The following is a 23,212-nucleotide window of genomic DNA, read 5'->3' as shown; positions in this document are numbered from 1 at the left end:
TCGTGCTCTCGTTCGCGGTCAGGTCCGCGCCCGTCCTCCCGGACCGGCCCGGTGACCACCTTCGCACCGGCGCCGGTCGCCCCGTCCGGTCCCGATCCCAGCCGTCCGGGTGAGATCCCACCGCCGAGGTGCGAGCGCGCGGAGCCCGGCGCACGCTGGAGGCATGTCCGAGCATCCGCCTGTCATCGTGCACCCACCGACGCCCTCCGGTGGACGCCGGGTGACCGTGCACGGGCAGATCGTCGGCCTGGCCCATGGCCGCGGCGACGTGGCGGAGTTCCTCCGGCGCGCGGGCGTTGCCGGCCCCGCCGAGGACATCGCACTGGACGACCCCCGCCTGGTCGAGTGGCGCGGCGGCTCCCTGGACGACTGGCCGATGCCGTCGCCGTGACGGGCCCCGGCCCGGCACCTCCGAGACGCGCCCGGCCCGTCCTCCCTCCCCGAGCCCACGCCGGCCCCCCGCTTGCATCCGTGGGCACCCGTTGTCGCTCGACGTGGTCCTCCTGGCCGCCGCACCGGCTCGGCCCTCGCCCCGGCCCGGCGCCGACAGCGCCGTGTCCGATTTCCGCCAGAGCGGCGGCGCGGAATGACGCACAGTGGGGGTGTGATGAGCGAGGACAGCAGGTACGAGGCGGTGCGGAGCCGGGACGCCAGGTTCGACGGGGCGTTCTTCTTCGCGGTGTCGACGACGGGGATCTACTGCCGGCCGAGCTGCCCCGCGACCACCCCGCGGCGGCGGAACGTCACCTTCTTCCCGACCGCCGCGGCCGCGCAGGGCTCCGGATTCCGGGCCTGCCGGCGGTGCCGCCCGGACGCGGTCCCCGGCTCGGTCGAGTGGAACGCCCGGGCGGATGTCGTGGGGCGGGCGATGCGGCTGATCGGCGACGGGGTGGTCGACCGGGAGGGCGTTGCCGGGCTGGCCGACCGGCTCGGCTACAGCGCCCGGCAGGTGCAGCGGCAGCTGACCGCCGAGCTCGGCGCCGGACCCGCCGCCCTGGCCCGGGCGCAGCGCGCGCACACCGCGCGGGTGCTGCTGCAGACCACCGCGCTGCCGATCGCCGACATCGCCTTCGCCGCCGGATTCGCCAGCGTCCGGCAGTTCAACGACACCGTCAAGGAGATCTATGCGCTCACCCCGAGCGGACTGCGGGCGGTCCGCCCCGGGCCCGGTTCCCGCTTCGGCGGCCTTGCGGCCCCGTCCGGCACGCCCGGCGTGCTGCCGCTGAGGTTGGCGTACCGCGGCCCGTACGCGGCCCGGCAGATCTTCGACTACCTGGCGCAGCGGGCGCTCGACGGGATCGAGGAGGTCACCGGGGAGCCCGGCGGCCGGACGTACCGGCGCACCCTGCGGCTGCCCCACGGCACCGGCATCGCGGAGGTCGACGAGGCCACCGGCGACGGCTGGCTGGACTGCCGACTGCACCTCACCGAGCTGCGGGACCTGGCCACCGCCGCCCAGCGCGTCCGCCGCCTGTTCGACCTGGACGCCGACCCGTTCGCGGTCGGCGAACGCCTCGGTGCGGATCCCGCGCTGGCCCCGTTGGTCGCCCGCTGCCCGGGGCTGCGCTCCCCGGGGACCGTGGACCCGGACGAACTCGCGGTGCGCGCCGTCCTCGGCAGGCGGGCCGGGACCGCCGCCGGCCGGGCCCTGGGCGCACGCCTGGTCGCCGCGCACGGGGAGCCGCTGCCCCGGCCTGCCGGCACCCTCGGCCATCTCTTCCCGCGGGCCGCCGAGTTGGCGGACGCGCCACTCACCGGGCTCGGCCTGTCCGACGCGCGGATCGCCGCGCTGCGCGCCCTCGCCGCCGCCCTCGCCGCCCGGGACGTCGTCCTGGACGCCGGGACCGACCGCGACCGGGCCGAACGCGCGCTCCGCGGGCTCCCCGGCATCGGTCCGTGGACCGCCGACTACATCCGGATGCGGGCGCTGGGCGACCCCGACGTCCTCCTCGGCGCACCGCCGGCGGGCACCGACCCGGCAGTGTGGAGCCCCTGGCGCTCGTACGCGACGCACCACCTCTGGGCCGCCGACCCCGCCGGCACCGCGGAACGGCACCCGAACCCGACAGAACGGATCGATGCATGACCCTCTACGCCACCCTCGACAGCCCCCTGGGCGAACTCCTGCTGGTCGGCGAGCGGTCCGCCACCGCACCCGGCGGCACCGCGCTCGCCTCGCTCTCCGTGCCGGGCCAGAAGCGCGGGGCCGTCGTCCAGGACGACTGGACGCACGACCCGGCCGCGTTCGCCGGGATCGCCCGCCAGCTCCGGGCGTACTTCGACGGGGCGCAGCAGCCGTTCGCCGTCGAGTGCGCCCCCCGCGGCACGGACTTCCAACAGCGCGTCTGGGCGGCGCTGGAGGCCATCCCGTACGGCACGACCACCACCTACGGAGCGATCGCCGCCGCCATCGGGGCGCCGCGCGGTGCGGTCCGCGCCGTCGGGACGGCGATCGGCGCCAACCCGCTGCTGGTGGTCCGGCCCTGCCACCGCGTCATCGGAGCCGACGGGTCGCTCACCGGCTACGCCGGCGGCCTGGCCCGTAAGCAACTGCTCCTCGGCCTCGAAGGGGCGGCGCCGGAGGCCCGTTGAGCCGGCCGAACACGGCCGCGCCCGCCGGTCCGGGCACCCACCCGGACCGGCGGACCGGGTCGGTCAGAGCATCGACCCGCCGGTGACGTCGATGCGCTGGCCGGTGATCCAACGGGAGTCGTCGGAGGCGAGGAAGGCGACCACGTCCGCGACGTCGGCGGGTCGGCCGAGCCGGTTGAACACCGAGATGGCGGCAAGTGCCGCATGTGCCTCGGGAGTTGACCGCATGGCCGCGTTCATATCGGTCTCTATGAATCCGGGCGCCACGGTGTTCACCGTGATCCCGCGCTCGCCGACGTCCTTGGCGAGGGTCCGGGTGAGGGTGTCGATCGCGCCCTTGGAGAGCCCGTAGGCGATGGTGGAGGGGAAGGCCGTACTCGTCACCGCGGACGAGATGTTGACGATCCGCCCGCCGTCCCGCATCCGCCGCAGACCGTGCTGGATGATGAAGAACGGGGCCTTGGTGTTGATCGCGATGGTCCGGTCGAACTCCTCGGTCGTCACCTCGCCGATGTGCCCCGGCAGGCTGATCGCCGCGTTGTTGACGAGGATGTCCAGGCCGGGTTCCGCGCCCGCCGCGGCCAGCCCGGCGTCGAAGGCGTCGAACAGCGCCTCGGCGTCGCCCGGGACGCCCAGCTCCGCACCGACCAGGAACGCCCGGCCGCCGTTGTCCCGGATGCCCTCGACGGTCTCCTTGGCCGCGCCCTCGTTGCTCCCGTAATGGACGGCGACCACGGCGCCGTCCTGCGCGAGGCGCTGGGCGATGCCCCGCCCGATGCCGCGGCTGGATCCCGTAACCAGCGCGGTCTTTCCGTAAAGGTCACCCATGGTCGTTGTCGGCCTTCCGTAGTGCTTCTGGCGGTCGGTTGCCGCCGTGTCAAAGAGGAGTGCTGTGCGGGCGGCCCGGCCGTTGTTCCGGTATGTCGTCTGCCTACACGGTGCATGAGCCGGTCTGGCTCATGACGAAGGGGGGTGGCGCGTGCGCGCCGGCGCTCATGCGGCGGTGGGCTCGGACGGGCGGTTCGGTGGCGGCCCGCCCGTCCGGTCAGCTGCGCGCATCCAGGGCCGTGAGGACGGAGGCGAAGACCGGATCCCCGTCCTGGGACCCGGTGACCTGGACCGTCGTGGTGCCGGTGGCCGTCGGCACCTTCCGCCGCGCCTCGATCAGACACGGGCGGCCGTGTTCCGCGTAGCGGTGGAACTCGGTGCCGAAGGCGTAGGGCAGGAAGGAGCTGCTCCCGGTCAGCGCGCGGGCGGCCTGCTGCGCCGCGTCGAGCAGGGACAGTCCGGGCACGTGGTCGTTGGCGGGATTGACGACCGTGGGGTGGCCGGGCGCGATCCGCAGCAGCCATCCGCCGGGCTGCCCGGCGGGGGAGAGCAGGACGTCCCGCTCGGTGGCGCTGCCGGTCAGTCCCGGCGCGACGGGGGTGGGGAGCGGGCCGGGGACGTGGCGGGCCGTGATCCGTTCCCCGCGGACCCGGCGGTAGACGGCCGGCGAGGTGACGCTGACATGGGAGTGGCCGGTCGCGACGACGCGGCCGTCCTTGCGGATCGTCATGTCGAAGCGGCTGCTGGACAGCATGCCGGCGCGCATCCGTGTCCGGCTGCACACGACGTCGATGCTCAGCTGCGTCGGCCCGTTCCCGGAGACGCGGTGCGCGGGGTCGGCGGTGTAGACGAGGTCGTGAAGGATGAAGTGATGACCGAGCGGTACCCCGAACTCGGTGTGGCAGAGCAGTAGTCCGGCCTGTCGGATGGTCTCTCCCGCCAGCATCGGATGGGGCCGGCTGTCGTGGGGGGCGAAGTAGAGGTGATCGTGCGGCCACTGGGCGGTCACGGAGAAGCGGTCCTGGCCCAGTCGGCGCCAGGAAGTGATCAAAATGTCCTCCACGAGAGGGCGGTGCAGAAACTCGTGAGGGATCGGGGCACTGGTGTCGGACCCCGGCCGGCTTGCGGCCGGTGGGTTCTGGACCTGCTGCATCCGGCGTCGGCTCGTGACTGGAACCGTGCTGCTGGCCTGCAACGTGTCGCTCATGACAGCCCCTATGTGTGTCTCTACGGAAGAGCTCCGGACACGATTAAGATACGTACCATCCGGTTTTCTTTTCAATGCCGGTGTGCGGGCAAAGGCGATCCGCCGATCTGGAGGAGACTTGAGCTGTGGCGAAATACTGAGAAGCTTGAGCCTTTGACAGACAGGAGGCGCTCTGTGGCACGTCAGGACCGCGCAATCAAGACGCGACGAGTGATCTTGGAAACCGCCGCGGCGGTCTTCGATGAACACGGCTTCGACCGCGCGACGATTGCTGAGATTCTCTCGCGCGCCGGCGTGACGAAGGGTGCCCTGTATTTCCACTTTCCCTCCAAAGAAGATCTTGCGCTCGCCGTGCTGCACGAGCAGGTGCTCGATATTGCGGTGCAGCCGCAGCCGATCAAACTCCAGGAGTTCGTGGACGCCGGGCAGATTCTGGCGTGCCGGCTGCGACACGATCCGATCCAGCGCGGCGCCGCCCGTCTCGCCATCGAGCCGGGTGCCAACCAGCTCGATCGCAAGCAGTCGATGTCGGCGTGGACCACGTTCGTCGAGGGACTGCTCAGGGAGGCCAAGGCGCGGGGCGAAGTCCTGGAGAGCGTCAACGTGCGGGACACGGCGGAGCTGTTCGTCGGTGCCTTCGCCGGGCTTCAGATGATGTCCAAGGCGTTCACCGACCAGAACGACGTCAGTCATCGGCTGTTGGTCTTCTTCGAGCACACCCTGCCCACCATCGCGGTGCCGGCCGTTCTCGCCAAACTCAGGCTCGACCCGGAGCGGGGTGCGCGGCTTGATGCGGAGCTCCGGGAACGCGCGGCGGAGGCGGCGGAGCACGCCGCCGCGCTGGAGGCGGACCTGCAGAACGCGGCGCCGTAGCGCGCCGCGGGAGCTCCTCGGGGTGCGGATGTCGCGGGGCGGAAGTTCCCCGGGTGTGCTGATACGTCGGTTCCGTCCCGGGCGCGGCCCCGCTGCCCGTGCTCCGCTCTTGACCCAGTCTTGATCCCTCGGCCGGTCGATTGTCAGTGGTGTGCGGTTCACTGGATCCCGTGTCCGGAACGAGACCGGGGGAGGGGCGATGGACGGGATGGCGGGCCCGAAGGGGCGGGCTGCGTACGGGAGTTGGTGCAGGCGGGGGCCGGGCGTGGTCGGCGTGAGCGAGATCACCGTCCGGAGCCCGAGATCTGGCCGGGTGGCTTGGAATAGGCCCCCGAGCTGAAACGTTCGCCATGCACGTATCAAGGGGCCATGCCCCATGCTTCGCGCGCCGCGCACCCTCTCCGCTCGCTCCTGCCGCCCTGGAGGCCGCACGCATGACCCAGACGATGACGGACCAGCTCCCCGCGGGGGCTGCGGACTCCGCCGCCGTGCCGCCACTGCCCCCGCCCGCCAAGGGCGGACACCGCAGAACGCACGCCGGCATCGTCCCGGTGCTCGCCTTCGCCGGCATCGTCGTCGCGGTGATGCAGACGCTGCTCGTGCCGGTCATCAAGGACCTGCCGACCCTGCTCGGCACCGCGCCCAGCAACGCCACCTGGGTCATGACGGCCACCCTCCTCGCCGGTGCGGTCGCCACCCCCATCATGGGCCGCCTCGGCGACCTCTACGGCAAGCGGCGGATGCTGCTGACGAGTCTCGCCGTCATGGTCGTGGGCTCGCTGATCTGTGGCTTCACCGACCAGTTGCTCGTCATGATCGTCGGGCGGGCGCTGCAGGGCTTCGCGATGGGCGCGATACCCCTCGGCATCGGCCTGATGCGCGATGAACTGCCCCGGGAGCGGCTCGGCTCCGCCATGGCCCTGATGAGCTCCTCGATCGGCGTCGGCGGCGGACTGGCGCTGCCCGCCGCGGCCCTGGTGGCCCAACACGCCGACTGGCACACGCTGTTCTTCGCCGCCGCCGGGCTCGGCGTGCTGTCGATGCTGCTCACCGTGCTGGTCGTCCCGGAGACCTCGGTGCGGGCGCCCGGCCGCTTCGATGTCGCCGGCGCCCTCGGCCTGTCGGTCGGCCTGGTCGCCTTCCTGCTGCCGATCACCAAGGCGAGCGAGTGGGGTTGGGGATCGCCCCGCACCCTCGGCCTGTTCGGGGCCGCGGCGCTGATCCTGGTGCTGTGGGGCGTGATGGAGCTGCGGATCGCCGACCCGCTGGTGGATCTGCGCACCACCGCCCGGCGCGAGGTGCTGCTCACCAACCTCGCCTCCATCACGGTCGGAGTGGCGTTCTACGCCATCTCGCTGGTGCTGCCGCAGCTGCTCCAGCTGCCCACGTCGACCGGCTACGGCCTCGGCCAGTCGATGGTGGTGGCCGGGCTGTGCGTGGCGCCGCTGGGGCTGACGATGATGTTCGTGGCACCGCTGTACGCACGGATCGCGGCCCGCCGCGGCCCCAAGGTCTCGCTGCTGCTCGGCATGCTGGTCATCGGGGTCGGTTACGGCGGCGGGATCGGCCTGATGCAGGCCCCCTGGCAGACGGTCGTGATCGCGGTGGTGGTCGGCGCGGGCATCGGCCTGGCGTACTCCTCGCTCCCGGCGCTCATCATCGGGGCCGTCGATCCGTCCGAGACCGGCGCGGCCAACGGCCTGAACACCCTGATGCGTTCGATCGGCACGTCCGTGTCCAGCGCCGTCATCGGCATGGTGCTGGCCCGTATGTCCGAGCCGCTGGGGCCGGTCACGGTGCCCACGATGGCCGGGTTCCGGGTCTCGTTCCTGATCGCCACCGCCGCGGTCGCCCTCGGGGTGCTGGTGGCGGCCTTCCTGCCGTCCCAGCGGAAGGCCGCCGGGGCGCGGACGACGCCGCTGGCGCAGAGCGCGGACGAGGCCGGCACAGCCGGTCCCGGCGCCGCGGTCGCGGCGGACGTCCCGTCGGACGCGGCCGGGCGGAGCGCACCCGTTGCGGGAGCGGCGGACGAGCCGGCCGCCGGGTTCCGGGGGCGGGTCGTGGACACCGCAGGCGGCCCGGTGCCGGGCGCCACGGTCACCCTGATCGACCGGCACGGGCAGCAGGCCGGGGTCACCACGGCCGCGCCCGACGGCAGTTATGCGCTGGCCGCCCCGGCCGCGGGCACATACGTCCTGACCGGCGCCGCCCAGGCGCACGCCCCGCAGGCCGTCTCCGTCGCGCATGCCGGCGAGGGCACGGTGGCCGGGGCGGACCTGGTGCTGACGCCCACCGGCAGCCGCCTCGCCGGCACCGTGCTCGGTGGCCCGGAAGGGACGGCGCTGACCGGAGCGCACGTCGTGATCACCGATGCCCACGGCGACGTGGTGACGCACACGACGACCGGAGCCGACGGGCGGTGGACGGTCGCCCAACTGCCGGACGGGCCCTACACCCTCGTCTTCAGCGCTCCGGGGCACCAGCCGACCGCGCATGCCGTCCAGTTGGGCGGGGGCGTCGACGGCGCCGGGGGCGATACGCGCCACCAGGAGGTGCGGCTGCGGCCCGGCGCCACCGTGCGCGGTACGGTCCGCGGGCCGGACGGGCACCCCTTGGCGGACGCCACCGTCACCCTGCTGGAGGACGGGACGGTCGCCGGGCACGCGGTCACCGGGCCGGACGGCGCCTATGCCTTCACGGACCTGGCCGGAAGCCACTACACCCTCTCGGCGGCCGGCTATCCGCCGCACGCCGCGCCGATATCCCTGGCGGGCGGCGCGGATGCGCGGCTGGACCTGGAGTTGGCGCAGCCGGGTGGGGCCGGGCAGCGGGAGCGCTGAGCGTGTCGCCCGTGGCGTGCGCCGGCCCGCGGTGATTCCTCGTCAGCGCGGAGGGTCGCTGCCGACGGCCGTGCCGACGCAGGCAGCGCTGGCGGCACCGCTTCCGGCGGCGTGCGCACCATCCTGACGAGGTGTCACCCATCCTCCGCGGGGCGCCCCGTCAGCAAGAGCGCCCGGGTTTCCGCCAGTTCGGACTGGAGGACGTCGCCGGCGGTGTCGGCGTCGCCGGCGGCCACGGCCTCGACGAGGGCGGCGTGGCGGGCGTCCCCGTGGTGCGGGTCGTGATCGCGCAGGCCGAGCAGCCGGACGAGGTCGATCAGGCCCTGGCGCAGGGCGGGGACGAACTGGCCGAAGAGGTCGGTCAGTACGGGGTTGTGGGCGGCGTCCACCACCGCCGCGTGCAGGGCGATGTCCGCGTCGACGAAGGCTGCGTCGTCGGCGGCGCCGTCGGTCCGCCGCCTCTCCAGTGCCGCGTACAGGGCCGTGACATCGGCCTCGGTGCGGCGCTCGGCGGCGAGGCGGGCGGCCTGGACCTCGACCATCGCGCGCACCTCGTAGACGTCGGCGACGGCCGCGCGGCGCAGGCGGGTCGGCCAGTCCTCGGTGGGTTCGGCGGCGATGACGAAGACACCGGCGCCCTGGCGGGGCTGCACCATTCCGGCGCCGGCCAGCGCGCGCAGCGCTTCGCGGACCGTCGAGCGGCCGACGCCGAGGGTCTTGGCCAGCGTCGTCTCGCCCGGGAGCCTGCTGCCCACCGGCCAGTGCCCGCCGGTGATCTGGTCGCGCAGCCGTTGCGCGGCCTGTTCGACCAGGGGGCTGGGGCGGAGGGCTTCCAGCGGCATCCCGTTTCTCCTGTCCTCATAACTCCTCAGCTTGTCTGAGGAATTGGTTCGTGGTTAGTGTACCCGTCATGACGCTGCGTGGCCTCCTCCTCGGGTGCCGCGGCGGGGCCTGACGCGACCGGCACCCCGCCGCGGGGTCCGGTGCTGCCGGTCTCTCCCCCCGGCTTCTGTGAAGGAACGCGATGTCCCGCACTTTCCCCACCGTCCGCACGCCCCGCGGGCCGGTGCCCGCGACGGCCCCGGCCTGGAATCCGCAGCGCGGCAGTGACATGCCGGCCCACCGCTACCGGCCCGCCCACCAGCGGGTCGAGGTGCCGCACACCGACCGTGAGTGGCCCGCCGCCCGGATCGAGCGGGCGCCCCTGTGGGTGCCGGTCGACCTGCGCGACGGCAACCAGGCGTTGGCCGAACCGATGGACACCCCGCGCAAGCGCCGGCTGTTCGACCTGCTGGTCGCCATGGGCTTCAAGGAGATCGAGGTCGCCTATCCCTCGGCGAGCCGCACCGACTTCGACTTCGTACGGCATCTGGCCGAGAGCGACGCCGTCCCCGACGACGTGACCGTCGTGGTGTTCACCCCGGCCCGCAAGGAGCTGATCGAGCGGACCTTCGAGGCGATCGACGGGCTGCCGCGCACCGTCGTCCACCTCTACACGGCGACCGCCCCCACGTGGCGCGAGGTGGTCCTCGGCCGCACCAGGGACGAGGTGCACGCCATGGTCCGGGACGCCGCGACGCTGATGGCGCGGCTGGCCGACGCCCGTCCGCACGCCGACATCCGGTTCCAGTTCTCGCCCGAGGTCTTCAATCTGACCGAACCCGATCTGGTGCTGGAGATCTGCAACGGGCTGACCGCGCTCTGGGACGCCGCCCCGGACCGCCCGGTGACGCACAACCTCCCGGCCACCGTCGAGATCGCCACGCCCAATGTGTACGCGGACCAGATCGCCTATATGCACCGGCACTTGGCCCGCCGGGACGCGGTGGTCCTCTCCCTGCACCCGCACAACGACCGCGGTACCGGCGTGGCCTGCGCCGAGCTCGGCCTGCTCGCGGGAGCGCAGCGCATCGAGGGCTGCCTGTTCGGCAACGGCGAGCGCACCGGGAACGTCGACCTGGTCACCCTGGCCCTCAACCTGTACACCCAGGGCGTCGATCCGATGCTGGACTTCTCCGACCTGGACACCGTCCGCCGCACCGTCGAGGACTGCATCCGGCTGCCCGTCCACCCCCGCCACCCCTACGCCGGCGACCTCGTCCACACCGCCTTCTCCGGCACCCACCAGGACGCCATCGGCAAGGGGTTCGCCCACCACGCCCGGCGCGCCGCCGAGTTGGGCGTCCCCGAGGCCGAGGCGCCGTGGGACGTGCCGTACCTGCCCGTCGACCCGGCCGACCTCGGCCGCGGCTACGAGGCGGTGATCCGTGTCAACAGCCAGTCGGGCAAGGGCGGGATCGCCCACCTCCTGCACACCCACTACGGGCTGGACCTGCCCGGTGACCTGCGGCCGGAGTTCTCCCGCACCGTGCAGCGCGCGACCGACGGCAGCGGGCAGGAACTCACCCCGAAGGACCTGTGGGAGCTGTTCCGCAGCAGCTACCTCGCTCCGGGCGTGGACGGCCCGCTGACCCTCGGCACCTGGAGCACCGGCGAGCCGAGGCCGGGGGAGCACCTGGTCCGCTGCGAACTGGGCGGCGGGTCGGACCTGCGGACGTACCAGGGGCGCGGCAACGGGCCGCTGGCCGCGTTCGCCGACGCCCTGGCCGCGGCGGGCCACCCCGTGGACATCACCGCCTACGCCGAGCACGCCACCGCCGCCGGGCCGGACAGCGCCGCCGTCGCCTACGTCCGCTGCCGGATCGGCGGGGACACCGCCTGGGGCGCGGGCCAGGACACCTCCGTGCTGACCGCGTCTGTACGGGCCGTCCTGGCGGCTGTCAACCGGGCGGCGCGGGCGGGGGCCGATCGCCCCGGTCCGGCCTGAGCCGCGAACCGGGCTCCGGCGGCCGAAAAGTGCCGTTCTCGTGCAACCCCGGTGTCAAGGGAAGCGTCTCTTCTACTCCCTATGGTGGGATTTCGGTCGAGTGCGGACCCCCGGTCCGCCCCGGGCGCACCGCGGCACCACCAGCATCGACGCCCGGGGCCCGGCCCTGCGCACTTACCAGGGGCATGGGCCCGTCGCACGGGGCACCTGGGGCGGAAGGGGTCTTCCGGGGGCGGTGCGCAGGAAGGCTGAAACGGCCGAACCTCGTAGTGCCGCGTCCGCAACCGCAGAGATTTCTGCGAGCCTGGGCGGCACACCGGAGTTCCGGCTGGTCACACAGGCCGCCGGGGCAGCGCCGAACCGGGCGCGCGGCCTCGTTAGCGGGGTGTTAGTGCCTCGTTAGCGGACCGGCAGTGCCCGGGAGCACGCTGGAAGAGCAACGGACGGACCGTACGCACCCACATTCACGAGGGTACCCACCTACCAGACGAGGGGGACTCATGTCGCTCACCATCAAGACTGTCGGCCGCGGCCGCCGTGTCGCCGCCGGATCGCTGATCGCCGTCACCGCGTTGACGCTCTCCGCCTGCCAGAACGGCACGGACCGTGCGTCGTCCCAGTCCTCGTCGGCCGCCGCGCCCGCCACCTCCAGCGCGAGCCGGGCGCAGGGCGCGCCGTCGACCGGTGGCAGCCCGCAGTCCGCCGGGAACGCCGCCCGGCCGTCCAGCGTGGCCAAGCCCTCCGCGGGCACCTCCGGCGTCCCCAGTGCCAGCCAGGCCAACCCCTCGGCCATGACGGCCTCGGACCGCTGCACCGCGGAGAACATGTCGCTGCGCCTGGGCCGCACGGACGTCGGCGCGGGCAACATCCGGGTCCCGCTGGTCTTCACCAACAAGGGCAAGAAGGCGTGCTCGCTGCGGGGCTACCCCGGCGTCTCGCTGATCCAGCGTGACGGTTCGGCGGTCGGTACGCCCGCCTCCCGCGAGGGCGGCGCCGGCGGCGGCGTACGGCTCCAGCCCGGGCAGAGCGCGCACGCCGTGCTGCACACCGTCAACGACGGCGTCTCGGACATCCCCTGCTGGAAGGACTCGCAGATCGTCTTCGTCTACCCGCCCGGCTCCAAGGAGTCCATGACCACCAACAGCGGTGGGCTGCGGGTGTGCGGCGGCACGTTCACCGTCACCGCCATGGAGGCCGGTGTGCCGTCCTGACGGCAGACCCTCCTCGGGCCATGGGGCCGTTCCGGTGCTGGTGCGTCACCGGAACGGCCCCTGTCGGCTCTCCTCGCCTCCCGGGCGGTGTTACCAAGGTGGACGGAAGCCGTGCCGAGCGCTTCCGCTGCCCACCTCGCCGAGGAGGCGTTACGCCATGGATGCCGCACCTGCCACCGCGACCGGGGCCGCTCCGGCGGCCAAGAAGGACGACGAGCCCCCGATCCACGTCCTCTGGATCAACGCCGGCCTGAGCTGCGACGGCGACTCGGTGGCGCTGACCGCCGCGACCCAGCCGAGCATCGAGGAGATCGCGCTCAGCGTGCTGCCGGGCCTGCCCAAGGTCCAGGTCCACTGGCCGCTGATCGACTTCGAATGCGGTCCGGTGCAGGGCGCGGACACCTTCATCGAGTGGTTCTTCAAGGGCGAGCGCGGAGAGATCGACCCGTTCGTGCTGGTCGTCGAGGGCTCCGTCCCCAACGAGGCGATCAAGCCGGAGGGTTACTGGTGCGGCTTCGGCGACGACCCCGAGACCGGGCAGCCGATCACCACCAGTGAGTGGATCGACCGACTGGCCCCCAAGGCGCTCGCCGTCGTCGCCATCGGCACCTGCGCCACGTACGGCGGCATCCACGCCATGGCCGGCAACCCGACCGGCGCCATGGGCGTGCCCGACTACCTGGGCTGGGACTGGAAGTCCAAGGCCGGGATCCCGATCGTGTGCGTCCCGGGCTGTCCGATCAAGCCGGACAACTTCGCCGAGACCCTGGTCTACCTGCTCTACCAGGCCGCCGGCGCGGCGCCGATGATCCCGCTGGACGACCAACTGCGGCCCACCTGGCTCTTCGGCGAGACCGTGCACGAGGGCTGCGACCGGGCCGGCTACTACGAGCAGGGCCAGTTCGCCACCACGTACGACTCGCCCAAGTGCCTGGTGAAGGTCGGCTGCTGGGGTCCCGTGGTCAAATGCAATGTGCCCAAGCGGGGCTGGATGGACGGCATCGGCGGCTGCCCCAACGTCGGCGGGGTCTGCATCGCCTGCACCATGCCCGGCTTCCCCGACAAGTTCATGCCGTTCATGGACGAGCCGCCCGGCGCCAAGCTCTCCAGCACCGCCAGTACCGCGTACGGCAACGTCGTCCGCCGGCTGCGCGGCATCACGGCCCGGACCGTGGACCACGAGCCCAGGTGGCGGCACCGCGGCGAGAAGCTGACCACCGGCTACCGCCGGCCCTGGTGACCCCCCTGACCCGACGCTCCGTCAGATCCCCACCTCGGCAAGCGAAGAAGGGCATGGCACAGACAATGGCAGCGAAGACCAAGACGGCCGGCGACGGCAGCGGTCTGACGGAGATGTCCTGGGACCCGATCACCCGGATCGTGGGCAGCCTGGGCATCCACACCAAGATCGACTTCAAGCAGAAGCGGGTCGCCGAGTGCTACAGCACCTCGTCGGTCTTCCGCGGCTACAGCGTCTTCATGCGCGGCAAGGACCCGCGCGACGCGCACTTCATCACCAGCCGGATCTGCGGGATCTGCGGCGACAACCACGCCACCTGCTCGGTCTACACCCAGAACATGGCCTACGGGGTGAAGCCCCCGCACCTGGGCGAGTGGATCATCAACCTCGGCGAGTCCGCGGAGTACATGTTCGACCACAACATCTTCCAGGAGAACCTGGTCGGGGTCGACTACTGCGAGAAGATGGTCCGCGAGACCAACCCGGGCGTCTGGGAGCTCGCCCAGCGGACCGAGGCCCCGCACGCCGGCGACCACGGCTACCGCACCATCGCCGACATCATGACCTCGCTCAACCCCATCGAGGGCGAGTTCTACCGCGAGGCGCTCCAGGTCAGCCGCTACACCCGGGAGATGTTCTGCCTGATGGAGGGCCGCCATGTGCACCCCTCCACGCTCTACCCGGGCGGCGTCGGCACCGTCGCCAGCGTCCAGCTCTTCACCGACTACCTCAGCCGGCTGATGCGCTACGTCGAGTTCATGAAGCGCGTGGTGCCGCTCCACGACGACCTCTTCGACTTCTTCTACGAGGCACTGCCCGGCTACGAGGAGGTCGGCCGACGGCGGGTCCTGCTCGGCTGTTGGGGCGCCCTCAACGACCCCGAGCACTGCGACTTCACCTACCGCAACATGTCGGACTGGGGCCGGCGGATGTTCGTCACCCCCGGCATCATCGTCGACGGGAAGCTGGTCACCAACGACCTCACCGAGATCAACCTCGGCATCCGCATCCTGCTCGGCAGCTCCTACTACCAGGACTGGGAGGGCCAGGAGAAGTTCGTCACCCACGACCCGCTCGGCAACCCCGTCGACGCCCGCCACCCCTGGAACCAGCACACCATCCCCGCCCCGCAGAAGCGCGACTTCGACGACAAGTACAGCTGGGTGATGTCGCCGCGCTGGTTCGACGGCAAGGAGCACCTGGCCCTGGACACCGGCGGCGGCCCGATCGCCCGCCTGTGGTCCACCGCCCTCTCCGGCCTCGTCGACACCCCCTACGTCAAGGCCACCGGCAACAGCGTCGTCATCGACCTGCCGCGCAGCATGACCCGGCCCGAGGCCCGCTTCGAGTGGAAGATCCCGAAGTGGAGCAACGCGCTGGAACGCAACCGCGCCCGCACCTACTTCCAGGCGTACGCGGCGGCCATGGCGCTGCACTTCGCCGAGCAGGGGCTGGAGGAGGTGCGCGCCGGACGCACCCAGACCTGGGAGAAGTTCGAGGTGCCCGACGAGTCCATCGGCTGCGGCTTCACCGAGGCGGTGCGCGGCGTCCTCTCCCACCACATGGTCATCCGCGACGGGAAGATCGCCAACTACCACCCCTATCCGCCGACACCGTGGAACGCCAGCACCCGCGACTCCTACGGCACCCCCGGCCCCTATGAGGACGCCGTCCAGAACACCCCGATCTTCGAGGAGAACACCCCGGAGAACTTCAAGGGCATCGACATCATGCGGGCGGTGCGCAGCTTCGACCCCTGCCTGCCGTGCGGCGTCCACATGTACGTCGGCGGCCGGACCGTCGAGACCATGCACGTCCCCACCGGGCTGAGCGGACTCGCCGGATGACCGCGCCTGTCGCCGCCCCCGACGCCGAGCTGACCGGCCGCCGGGTCGAGGAACTGCTGGACCGACTCATCGAACACGGCGACGCCGCGACGGCCGCGACCGCCGAGGAACTCGTCCGGGTCCTGATGGACTTCTACGGCGCCGGACTGGCCCGCATCATGCACCTCGTCGAGCGGCGCACCGGCGCCGACGGGCCACGGGCCGCGCTGCTGGGCGACGCCCTGGTCAGCAGCCTGCTGGTGCTGCACGACCTGCATCCGGAGGACGCCGCAGCCCGCATCGACCGGGCGCTGGCGAGCGTACGGAGCCAGGACGCGGTCGAGGTCGCGGAGTTCGCCCCGGAGACCGGGGAACTGCGGTTGGCGGAGAGCGGATCGGGCGGCTGCGGATGCGGCGGCGCGGTCGACCGGCCGGCGGTGGAGGGCGCGTTGTCCTGCTTCGCGCCGGAGGTGACCTCGGTGGCGTGGGAGACCCGCCGCGCCGCGCCGGAACTCCCGCTGCTCCAGATCTCGCGCCGCCCGCCGACCGCCGCCCCGGTGTCGTGAGCGCCCCGCCGACCGCCGCCGCCCACCGCGGCCTGCGGCGCTTCCGGGCCCCCGCGCCCCCGCCGCCCGAACGCTGCGAACTGTGCGGCATCGAACTCGCCGGCCGCCACCGCCACTTGGTCGACACCAGGAACCGCGGGCTGGCCTGCGCCTGCCCGCCCTGCGCGCTGCTCTTCGAGCGGGCCGGCGCCGCCGGCGGACAGTTCCGCACCGTCCCGGACCGCTTCCTGTCCGACCCCGACCACCGCCTGGACGACGCGGTCTGGGACCGGCTCCGGATCCCCGTCGGCGTCGCGTTCCTGCTGGACAACACCGCGCTGGGCCGGGCGGTGGCGCTCTACCCCAGCCCGGCCGGCGCCACCGAGAGCGAGCTGGAACCCTCCGCCTGGCAGGCCGTCCACGACGCCACCCGACTCGCCGGGCTCCTCGCCCCCGACGTGGAGGCCCTGCTGCTGCGCCGCACCGAGGACCGGATCGAGTGCCACCTGATCCCGGTCGATCTCGCCTACGAACTCACCGGCCGGCTGCGGATGCTGTGGCGGGGCTTCGACGGCGGGGCCGAGGCCCGCGCCGCCCTCGCGGACTTCTTCGCCGACGTCGCCCGGCGGGCCCGGGAACCGCACGAGGAGGCCCGACGGCCGTGACCGAGCTGTCCTTCGTCTGCACCGGCGTCCGCGCCGACCGCTACGCCGCCGCCCCCACCCTCCTCTTCCGCCTGCGGATCACCGCCGCGGGCGACGCCCGGGTGCACGCCCTGGCGCTGCGCTGCCAGCTCCGCATCGAACCGGCCCGGCGCGACTACGACCCCGAGGAGGCCGCCGCGCTGGCCGACCTCTTCGGCGCGCGGTCCCGCTGGGGCAGCACCCTCAAACCCCTCCAGTTCGCACAGGTCTCCCTCGTCGTCCCCGGCTTCACCGGCGAGACCGAGGTGGACCTGCCGGTCCCGTGCAGCTACGACCTGGAGGTGGCCGCCGGCCGCTACATGCACGCCCTGCGCGACGGCGAGGTGCCGCTGCTGCTGCTCTTCTCCGGCACCGTCTTCGCCGGCCCGAGCGGTTTCCAGGTCTTCCCGGTGCCCTGGCACAAGGAGGCCGAGTGCCGGCTCCCGGCCGCCGTGTGGCGGGAGATGACCGACACCCACTTCCCCGGCTGCGGCTGGCTGCGCCTCCCCAAGGAGAGCCTGGACGCGCTGCTGGCGTTCCGCTCCCGGCACGCCCTGCCGTCTTGGGAGGCCACCGTCCAGGCGCTGCTGGCCGCCGCGGACGGCACCACGCCCGGGCCACGCGGCTTCCCCGCCGTCGCCCGCCCCGCCACCGAGAGGACCGCACCGTGACGACGCCGGCGCCCACCGACACGCTCGCGGAACGCTTCGCCACCGCCCGGCAGGTCGCGGACGCCGTGCTGTTCGAGGGCTACGTCCTGTACCCCTACCGGGCGTCCGCCGCCAAGAACCGGCTGCGCTGGCAGTTCGGCGTCCTGGTGCCGCCCGGCTGGGGCGCCGACCACGCCGAACACTCCCACCAGCGCACCGAATGCCTGATGGAACCGCGCTCCGGAGCCCGGCTCGCCGCCGAGCTGCGCTTTCTGCGCGCCCAGCGGCGTACCGTCCAACGTCTGGACTCCGACGGGGAGTTCACCACCGCCGCCGAGCTGGAGCTGCCGGACCGGGTGCTGGTCCCCTGGGACGAGGGCATCGAGGAGCGCTGCCCGATCGACGTCCCGGTGGCCGAGTTGGCCGGCGACGGCGTCACCGTCCCGTTCAGCCGGCCCGCCGGCGAGGAGACCGAGCCGGTGCACGACGCCGACGGGCGGCCGGTGGGCCGGCTGGTACGCCGCCGCGAGGAGATCCGCGGGATGCTGCGGCTGACCGCGCAGGAGATCGAGGGCCCGTACGCGGTGCTGAGACTGACCGCGACGGTCGAGAACACCAGCGGCTGGGCCCCGGACCCGGCGGCGGACGACCGGGACGCGGCGCTGCCCCGCTCGCTGGTCGCCGCCCACCTCCTCCTCGGCCTGAGCGCCGGCCGGTTCCTCTCCCAGACCGACCCGCCCGAATGGGCCCGGGGCGCGGTCGCCGGCTGCCGCAACGAGCACACCTGGCCGGTGCTGGCCGGCCCGCCCGGCAGCGCCGAGGTGGTGCTGTCCGCCCCGATCATCCTGGAGGACCACCCGGCCATCGCCCCCGAGAGCCCCGGCGCGCTCTACGACGCCCTGGAGATCGACGAGATCCTCGCCCTCCGCACGGCGACCCTCACCGACCAGGAGAAGCGCGAGGCCCGCGGCACCGACCCGCGGGCCGCCGAGGTGATCGACCTCGCCGACGGGATGCCCCCCGAGGTGCTGGAGCGGCTGCACGGCGCCGTACGGGCGCTGCGCGAGGTCACCGGCCCGGACCCGGAACCGGCCCGCCCGGACACCCCCTGGTGGGACCCGGGCGGCGACCGCGACGTGGACCCGCTGACCGACCGGATCAGCATCGACGGCCGCTCGGTCGGCGCCGGCAGCCGGGTGGAACTGCGCCCCGGCCGCCGCCGCACCGATGCCCAGGACCTCTTCCTGCACGGGCGCGCCGCGCGCGTCGAGGCCGTGCTGCACGACGTGGACGGCGGGGTGCACCTCGCGGTGACCGTCGAGGGCGACCCGGGCGCCGACATCCGGCGCGCACAGGGCCGGTTCCTCTACTTCCAACCCGACGAACTCGCGCCCCTGGAGGACGAGTGAGCAACGCCCCGCCCCGCCCCCTCCCACCCGGCCGCACCCTGATCGCGGGCGTCGGCAACATCTTCCTCGGCGACGACGGCTTCGGCGTCGAGACCGTCCGCGCGCTCGGTGCGCACACCCTCCCCGACGGAGTGGAACTGGTCGACGCCGGCGTCCGCGGCGTCCACCTCGCCTACCGGATGCTGGACGACTACCGGACGGTGCTGCTGGTGGACGCCGCGGCGCGCGGCGGCGAGCCCGGCTCGCTCTACCTCCTGGACGCCACCGATCCCGCCGACGCCGCCGCCCGCCCGGAGAACACCCCCCTCGACGCCCACCACATGACGCCCGACGCCGTCCTGGCGCTGCTCGACACGCTCAGCGCGGGCACCGGCGCCCAGCGCCCGGAACGCGTCCTGGTCGTCGGCTGCGAACCCGCCGACACCGAAGAGGGAATCGGCCTGAGCACCCCCGTCGCCGCCGCCGTCGACGAGGCCGTCCGGCTCGTGCTGCGGCTGGTCGGCGCGCAGGAGCCGGCGCCGGCCCCCACCGGCGCCCCGACCGCCACCAGTGAGAGGAACACGACACCATGCTGAAGCTCGCCCTCGGCAGCGCCCTGGCCGCCGCCCTCGCGCTCGCCCTGCGCAACCTGCCCGACCTCAAGCGCTATCTGCGGATGCGCGCCATGTGACGCGGGCTCCCCACCGGCGGCGGGCGCGCTGCACCGAACGGTGTATGCCGCCGCGCCGCCCCGGCGAGGCACCCCGAACGCCCCGGTGCCGCGCCGTCTAATGAAGCCAGCGGCAACCGGTCGTCACACCCGAAAGAGACGGACCGATGCACGAGATGTCCATCGCGCTGGCGGTCATCGACCAGGTGGAGAGCGCGGTACGGCCCGCCGGCGCGACCGCGGTCAGCAGTGTCCGGCTCCAGATCGGCGAACTGGCCGGGGTGGTCCCCGACGCCCTGGCCTTCTCCTTCCAGCTCGCCTGCGAGGGCACGGTCCTGGCCGGCGCCGAGCTGATCACCGAACCGATCGCGGCCCGCGCCCGCTGCGCCGCCTGCGACCGGACCTGGCCGGCGGGCATGCCGCCGCGCCTGAGCTGCCCCGGGTGCGGCGGGGCCCGTGTGGAGCTGCTCTCCGGCCGCGAACTGCGGATCGCCGACGTCAGCTGGCACGACGCCCCGGTACCCACACCGACGCACGAGGAGCGCTGATCCCATGTGCCGTGTCCTTGATCTGCAGCAGGCGGTGCTCGCCAAGAACGACGCCTGTGCGCACACCCTGCGCGAGGAACTGGCCGGCCGCGGCACCGCGGTCGTCAATCTGCTCTCCAGCCCAGGCAGCGGCAAGACGGCCCTGCTGGAACGGGAGTTGACGCGGGCGCGGGAACGTGGGGTGCCGGTCGCGGCGCTCACCGCCGACCTGGCCACCGAGAACGACGCGGTGCGGCTGGCCCGCTCCGGAGTCCCCGTCAAACAGGTGCTCACCGACGGGCTGTGCCACCTGGAGGCCGAGATGCTCGGCGGGCACCTGGACGGTTGGCTCCCCGCCGGGACCCGGCTGCTGTTCGTCGAGAACGTCGGCAACCTCGTCTGCCCCGCCTCCTACGACCTGGGGGAGACCCTGCGGGTGGTACTGGCCTCGGTGACCGAGGGCGAGGACAAGCCGCTGAAGTACCCCACCGCCTTCGGGCTGGCCCACCTGGTCCTGATCACCAAGACCGACATCGCCGCGGCGGTGGACTTCGACGAGGCGGCGTTCCGGGCCAACGTGGAACGGGTCAACCCCGGCGCCGAGGTCGTCCGCACCTCGGTGCGCGCCGGTGAGGGCGTCGGGGTGCTGCTGGACCGGGCCCTGGCGGCGCGGGAGGGCGGGCCGGCGCACATCCCGGTGATGACCCGTCAGTCCCACCATGTGCACGACGCGTCGGTGGACCGGGTCGGCCAACGCGACACCGTGGGGTCGAGCCGCTCATGACCGTCGGGCGGCCCGGTGCCGGCACCGCTCCCGCACCCTCCCCCGAGCCGTCGACGTCCCTCGACGAGGGGGCGTCCCCGGGCGTGGGGGAGGATCCCCGCACGGGAGCGGTGGGCACCGTGCGCCGTGCCGAGGCCCCCGGGGCCGCCCCCGCCCGCCACCGGATCATCGTGCGCGGCATCGTCCAGGGCGTCGGCTTCCGCCCGTTCGTGCACGGCCTCGCCACCGAGCTGGGGCTGGCCGGCCACGTCAGCAACACCGGTGAAGGAGTCGTCGCCGAGGTCGAGGGCCCGCCGGGCGTGCTGCACCGGTTCGGTGCGCGGCTGCGCGCCGAGGCGCCGCCGCTGGCGGTCGTGGAGGCGGTGGACGGCCAGGACATCGCGGTCACCGGCGGCACCGGCTTCACCATCCTCCCCTCCCGCACCGGTGGCCCGGCCCGCACCCTGGTCGCGCCGGACGCCGCCACCTGTGACGCCTGCCTGGCCGAACTGACCGACCCCGCCGACCGCCGCTACCGGCACCCCTTCGTCACCTGCACGCACTGCGGGCCGCGCTTCACCATCGTCCGCGCGCTGCCCTACGACCGGGCGCAGACCACGATGGCCGACTTCCCGATGTGCCCGCGCTGCGCGGCCGAGTACGCGGACCCGGCCGACCGGCGGTTCCACGCTCAGCCGGTCGCCTGCCATGACTGCGGGCCGCGGCTGCGGCTGCTGGCCCACGGCCCGGACGGGCCCGCCGGCCCGCCGCGTCCGCTGCCCGGCGACCCGGTGGCCGGCGCCCGGCGGCTGCTCGCCGAGGGCGCCATCGTCGCCGTCAAGGGACTGGGCGGCTACCACCTGGTGTGCGACGCCCAGGACGACCGCGCGGTGGCCGAGCTGCGCCGGAGGAAGGCCCGCGGCGACAAGCCGTTCGCCCTGATGGTTCGTCAACTTGCTGACGTGGAAGGGCTGGTGGAACTCAGAGCGGAGGAGCGGGCGCTGCTCACCGGGCCGGTGCGGCCGATCGTGCTGCTGCGCCGGCGACCCGGCGGGCCCGCGCCGGGGGCCCCGGCGGTCTCCGACCACGTCGCCCCCGGCTGCCCCGACCTGGGGCTGATGCTCCCCTACACCCCGCTGCACCACCTGCTGTTCGGCCTGCCTGGCGACCCCCAGGGCCCCCGGCTGCTGGTGATGACCAGCGGCAACGTCTCCGGCGACCCGCTCGTCACGGACGACGCGGACGCCCTGGTGCGGCTGGCGCACCTGGCCGATGCCTGGCTGGCCCACGACCGGGCGATCCAGGTCCCGTGCGACGACTCGGTGGTCCGGATCAGCGACGGCGCACCGCTGTACGTCCGGCGCTCGCGCGGCTGCGCCCCGTACCCGGTGCCGCTGCCGGTGTCGGTCCGGCCCGCGCTGGCCACCGGCGGCGACCTGAAGACCGTACTGTGCCTGGGGGACGGGCACCGGGCCTGGCTGTCCGCGCACATCGGGGACATGGACGACCTCGCCACCCAGCTGGCGTTCGAGCGGGCCGCCGAGCACCTGGCGACCCTCACCGGGGTCCGGCCCCGGCTGCTGGCCACCGACCGGCACCCCGGCTACCGCACCGGCCAGTGGGCCCACCGGCACACCCGCGGTCGCCCCCTGGTCCGGGTCCAGCACCACCACGCGCACATCGCCTCCGCCATGGCCGAACACGGCCTGGACGGCAGCCGACCGGTTATCGGCGTCGCCTTCGACGGCACCGGCTACGGCGACGACGGTGCGGTCTGGGGCGGCGAGGTCCTCCTCGCCGACTACGCCGGATACCGCCGCTTCGCCCAGCTCGGCTACGTCCCGCAGCCCGGCGGCGACAGCGCCGTCCGCCGGCCCTACCGGATGGCCCTCGCCCATCTGCACGCCGCGGGCCTCCCCTGGACACCCGACCTGCCGCCGGTCGCCGCCTGCCCGCCCGACGAACTCCAGCTACTGGCACGCCAGTTGGAGCGCAACCTCAACTGCGCGCCGACCTCCAGCATGGGCCGGCTCTTCGACGCGGTCTCCTCGCTCGCCGGGATCTGCCACCACGCCGGCTACGAGGCGCAGGCCGCCGCCGCACTGGAGGCCGCCGCCCGCGCCGCCGGCGACGACCGCGGCCCCAGCTACACCTTCGGGCTGCGCACCGGCGCCCCGGGCGACGGAGGGGCGGCACTGGTCGCCGACCCCGCCCCCGTGCTCGCCGCGGTCATCGAGGACGTGCGGGCCGGCGCCGGCCCGGCGCCGGTCGCGGCCCGCTTCCACGCCGCGATCGCCGGGCTGGTCCGGCGCTGCTGCGGACTGGCCAGGGAGCGCACCGGCCTGTCGACCGTGGCGCTGACCGGCGGGGTCTTCGTCAACACCCTGCTCGCCGAGACCGCCGCCCGGATGCTGCACCAGGACGGTTTCACCGTGCTGCGGCACCGCCTGGTCCCACCCAACGACGGCGGACTGGCGCTCGGCCAACTGCTGGTCGCGGCCCGGCGGCGCGGCGCCTAGCCCCCTGGATGTCCCCGCACCCG

At 73.6% G+C, this 23,212-nt stretch carries 21 protein-coding genes; 18 read left to right on the top strand and 3 right to left on the bottom strand.

The window, feature by feature from the left end; all coding sequences use genetic code 11:
• Positions 1 to 163 precede the first annotated feature (163 nt).
• The 3 genes from MOV08_RS05550 (at position 164) to MOV08_RS05540 (ending at position 2,592) form a co-directional block, all read left to right on the top strand.
• Entirely contained in the window at positions 164 to 391 is a 228-nt protein-coding gene (locus MOV08_RS05550) for a hypothetical protein (RefSeq protein ID WP_039629879.1), read from the top strand.
• 216 nt (positions 392 to 607) lie between these two features.
• Entirely contained in the window at positions 608 to 2,086 is a 1,479-nt protein-coding gene (locus MOV08_RS05545) for a DNA-3-methyladenine glycosylase 2 family protein (protein ID WP_275306567.1), read from the top strand.
• Positions 2,083 to 2,592 (top strand): methylated-DNA--[protein]-cysteine S-methyltransferase, encoded by a 510-nt coding sequence (locus MOV08_RS05540; protein WP_039629875.1) that lies wholly within the window; start codon positions 2,083 to 2,085, stop codon positions 2,590 to 2,592. The genes MOV08_RS05545 and MOV08_RS05540 overlap by 4 nt, the downstream gene beginning before the upstream one ends.
• 63 nt (positions 2,593 to 2,655) lie before the next feature.
• Here MOV08_RS05540 and MOV08_RS05535 read toward each other — a convergent pair whose 3' ends face one another.
• Positions 2,656 to 3,420, bottom strand: a complete 765-nt coding sequence (locus MOV08_RS05535; protein ID WP_275306566.1) for an SDR family oxidoreductase — start codon at positions 3,418 to 3,420, stop codon at positions 2,656 to 2,658.
• Positions 3,421 to 3,637: 217 nt separating this feature from the next.
• A complete protein-coding gene (locus MOV08_RS05530) occupies positions 3,638 to 4,573 on the bottom strand; it encodes a ScbA/BarX family gamma-butyrolactone biosynthesis protein (protein WP_275311701.1) in 936 nt (311 codons plus the stop codon).
• A 228-nt stretch (positions 4,574 to 4,801) separates the two neighbouring features.
• Between MOV08_RS05530 and MOV08_RS05525 the strand changes: the two genes are divergently transcribed.
• Both MOV08_RS05525 and MOV08_RS05520 read left to right on the top strand, forming a co-directional pair.
• Positions 4,802 to 5,500, top strand: coding sequence for a ScbR family autoregulator-binding transcription factor (locus MOV08_RS05525; protein ID WP_275306565.1), 699 nt, complete (start codon positions 4,802 to 4,804; stop codon positions 5,498 to 5,500).
• A 434-nt stretch (positions 5,501 to 5,934) separates the two neighbouring features.
• Entirely contained in the window at positions 5,935 to 8,340 is a 2,406-nt protein-coding gene (locus tag MOV08_RS05520; protein WP_275306564.1) for an MFS transporter, read from the top strand.
• A gap of 134 nt (positions 8,341 to 8,474) precedes the next feature.
• Here the strand turns inward: MOV08_RS05520 and MOV08_RS05515 are convergent, their stop codons facing one another.
• Entirely contained in the window at positions 8,475 to 9,182 is a 708-nt protein-coding gene (locus tag MOV08_RS05515) for a FadR/GntR family transcriptional regulator (protein WP_275306563.1), read from the bottom strand.
• 182 nt (positions 9,183 to 9,364) lie between these two features.
• On the opposite strand from MOV08_RS05515, the gene leuA reads away from it, so the two are divergent.
• The 13 genes from leuA (at position 9,365) to hypF (ending at position 23,189) form a co-directional block, all read left to right on the top strand.
• Complete coding sequence (leuA, locus tag MOV08_RS05510; RefSeq protein ID WP_275306562.1) at positions 9,365 to 11,167, top strand: 2-isopropylmalate synthase; 1,803 nt, start codon at positions 9,365 to 9,367, stop codon at positions 11,165 to 11,167.
• A 500-nt stretch (positions 11,168 to 11,667) separates the two neighbouring features.
• On the top strand, positions 11,668 to 12,378 hold the full coding sequence (locus tag MOV08_RS05505; protein ID WP_275306561.1) for a DUF4232 domain-containing protein: 711 nt from the start codon (positions 11,668 to 11,670) through the stop codon (positions 12,376 to 12,378).
• Positions 12,379 to 12,535: 157 nt separating this feature from the next.
• On the top strand, positions 12,536 to 13,618 hold the full coding sequence (locus MOV08_RS05500) for an NADH-quinone oxidoreductase subunit B family protein (RefSeq protein ID WP_039629858.1): 1,083 nt from the start codon (positions 12,536 to 12,538) through the stop codon (positions 13,616 to 13,618).
• A 65-nt stretch (positions 13,619 to 13,683) separates the two neighbouring features.
• Positions 13,684 to 15,465 carry a nickel-dependent hydrogenase large subunit gene (locus tag MOV08_RS05495; protein ID WP_039629857.1) on the top strand — a complete coding sequence of 594 codons (1,782 nt, stop codon included), beginning with the start codon at positions 13,684 to 13,686 and terminating at the stop codon, positions 15,463 to 15,465.
• Positions 15,462 to 16,010: a hypothetical protein gene (locus tag MOV08_RS05490; RefSeq protein ID WP_275306560.1), complete on the top strand. Its 549-nt coding sequence runs from the start codon at positions 15,462 to 15,464 to the stop codon at positions 16,008 to 16,010. The genes MOV08_RS05495 and MOV08_RS05490 overlap by 4 nt, the downstream gene beginning before the upstream one ends.
• Entirely contained in the window at positions 16,007 to 16,654 is a 648-nt protein-coding gene (locus MOV08_RS05485) for a DUF5947 family protein (RefSeq protein ID WP_039629853.1), read from the top strand. The genes MOV08_RS05490 and MOV08_RS05485 overlap by 4 nt, the downstream gene beginning before the upstream one ends.
• Positions 16,651 to 17,343 carry a DUF6084 family protein gene (locus MOV08_RS05480; protein ID WP_039629850.1) on the top strand — a complete coding sequence of 231 codons (693 nt, stop codon included), beginning with the start codon at positions 16,651 to 16,653 and terminating at the stop codon, positions 17,341 to 17,343. The genes MOV08_RS05485 and MOV08_RS05480 overlap by 4 nt, the downstream gene beginning before the upstream one ends.
• Positions 17,340 to 18,731 carry a hypothetical protein gene (locus MOV08_RS05475; RefSeq protein WP_275306559.1) on the top strand — a complete coding sequence of 464 codons (1,392 nt, stop codon included), beginning with the start codon at positions 17,340 to 17,342 and terminating at the stop codon, positions 18,729 to 18,731. The genes MOV08_RS05480 and MOV08_RS05475 overlap by 4 nt, the downstream gene beginning before the upstream one ends.
• A complete protein-coding gene (locus MOV08_RS05470) occupies positions 18,728 to 19,306 on the top strand; it encodes a hydrogenase maturation protease (protein ID WP_275306558.1) in 579 nt (192 codons plus the stop codon). The genes MOV08_RS05475 and MOV08_RS05470 overlap by 4 nt, the downstream gene beginning before the upstream one ends.
• A complete protein-coding gene (locus tag MOV08_RS44095; protein WP_420834128.1) occupies positions 19,300 to 19,401 on the top strand; it encodes a DUF6893 family small protein in 102 nt (33 codons plus the stop codon). The genes MOV08_RS05470 and MOV08_RS44095 overlap by 7 nt, the downstream gene beginning before the upstream one ends.
• Before the next feature lie 146 nt (positions 19,402 to 19,547).
• The gene (locus tag MOV08_RS05465; RefSeq protein ID WP_039629846.1) at positions 19,548 to 19,928 is read left to right on the top strand and encodes a hydrogenase maturation nickel metallochaperone HypA/HybF; all 381 of its coding nucleotides are present in this window, start codon (positions 19,548 to 19,550) and stop codon (positions 19,926 to 19,928) included.
• Between the two features lie 4 nt (positions 19,929 to 19,932).
• Positions 19,933 to 20,691 (top strand): hydrogenase nickel incorporation protein HypB, encoded by a 759-nt coding sequence (gene hypB / locus MOV08_RS05460; RefSeq protein WP_275306557.1) that lies wholly within the window; start codon positions 19,933 to 19,935, stop codon positions 20,689 to 20,691.
• Positions 20,688 to 23,189 (top strand): carbamoyltransferase HypF, encoded by a 2,502-nt coding sequence (hypF, locus tag MOV08_RS05455; RefSeq protein WP_275306556.1) that lies wholly within the window; start codon positions 20,688 to 20,690, stop codon positions 23,187 to 23,189. Before hypB ends, hypF begins: the two co-directional genes overlap by 4 nt.
• Positions 23,190 to 23,212: the final 23 nt, after the last annotated feature.

Source organism: Streptomyces yunnanensis (assembly GCF_029011865.1).
GTDB classification, from domain to species: Bacteria; Actinomycetota; Actinomycetes; order Streptomycetales; family Streptomycetaceae; genus Streptomyces; species Streptomyces yunnanensis.
Note: the sequence above shows the minus strand (reverse complement) of the source record. Positions and strands in the feature narration are given on the sequence as shown.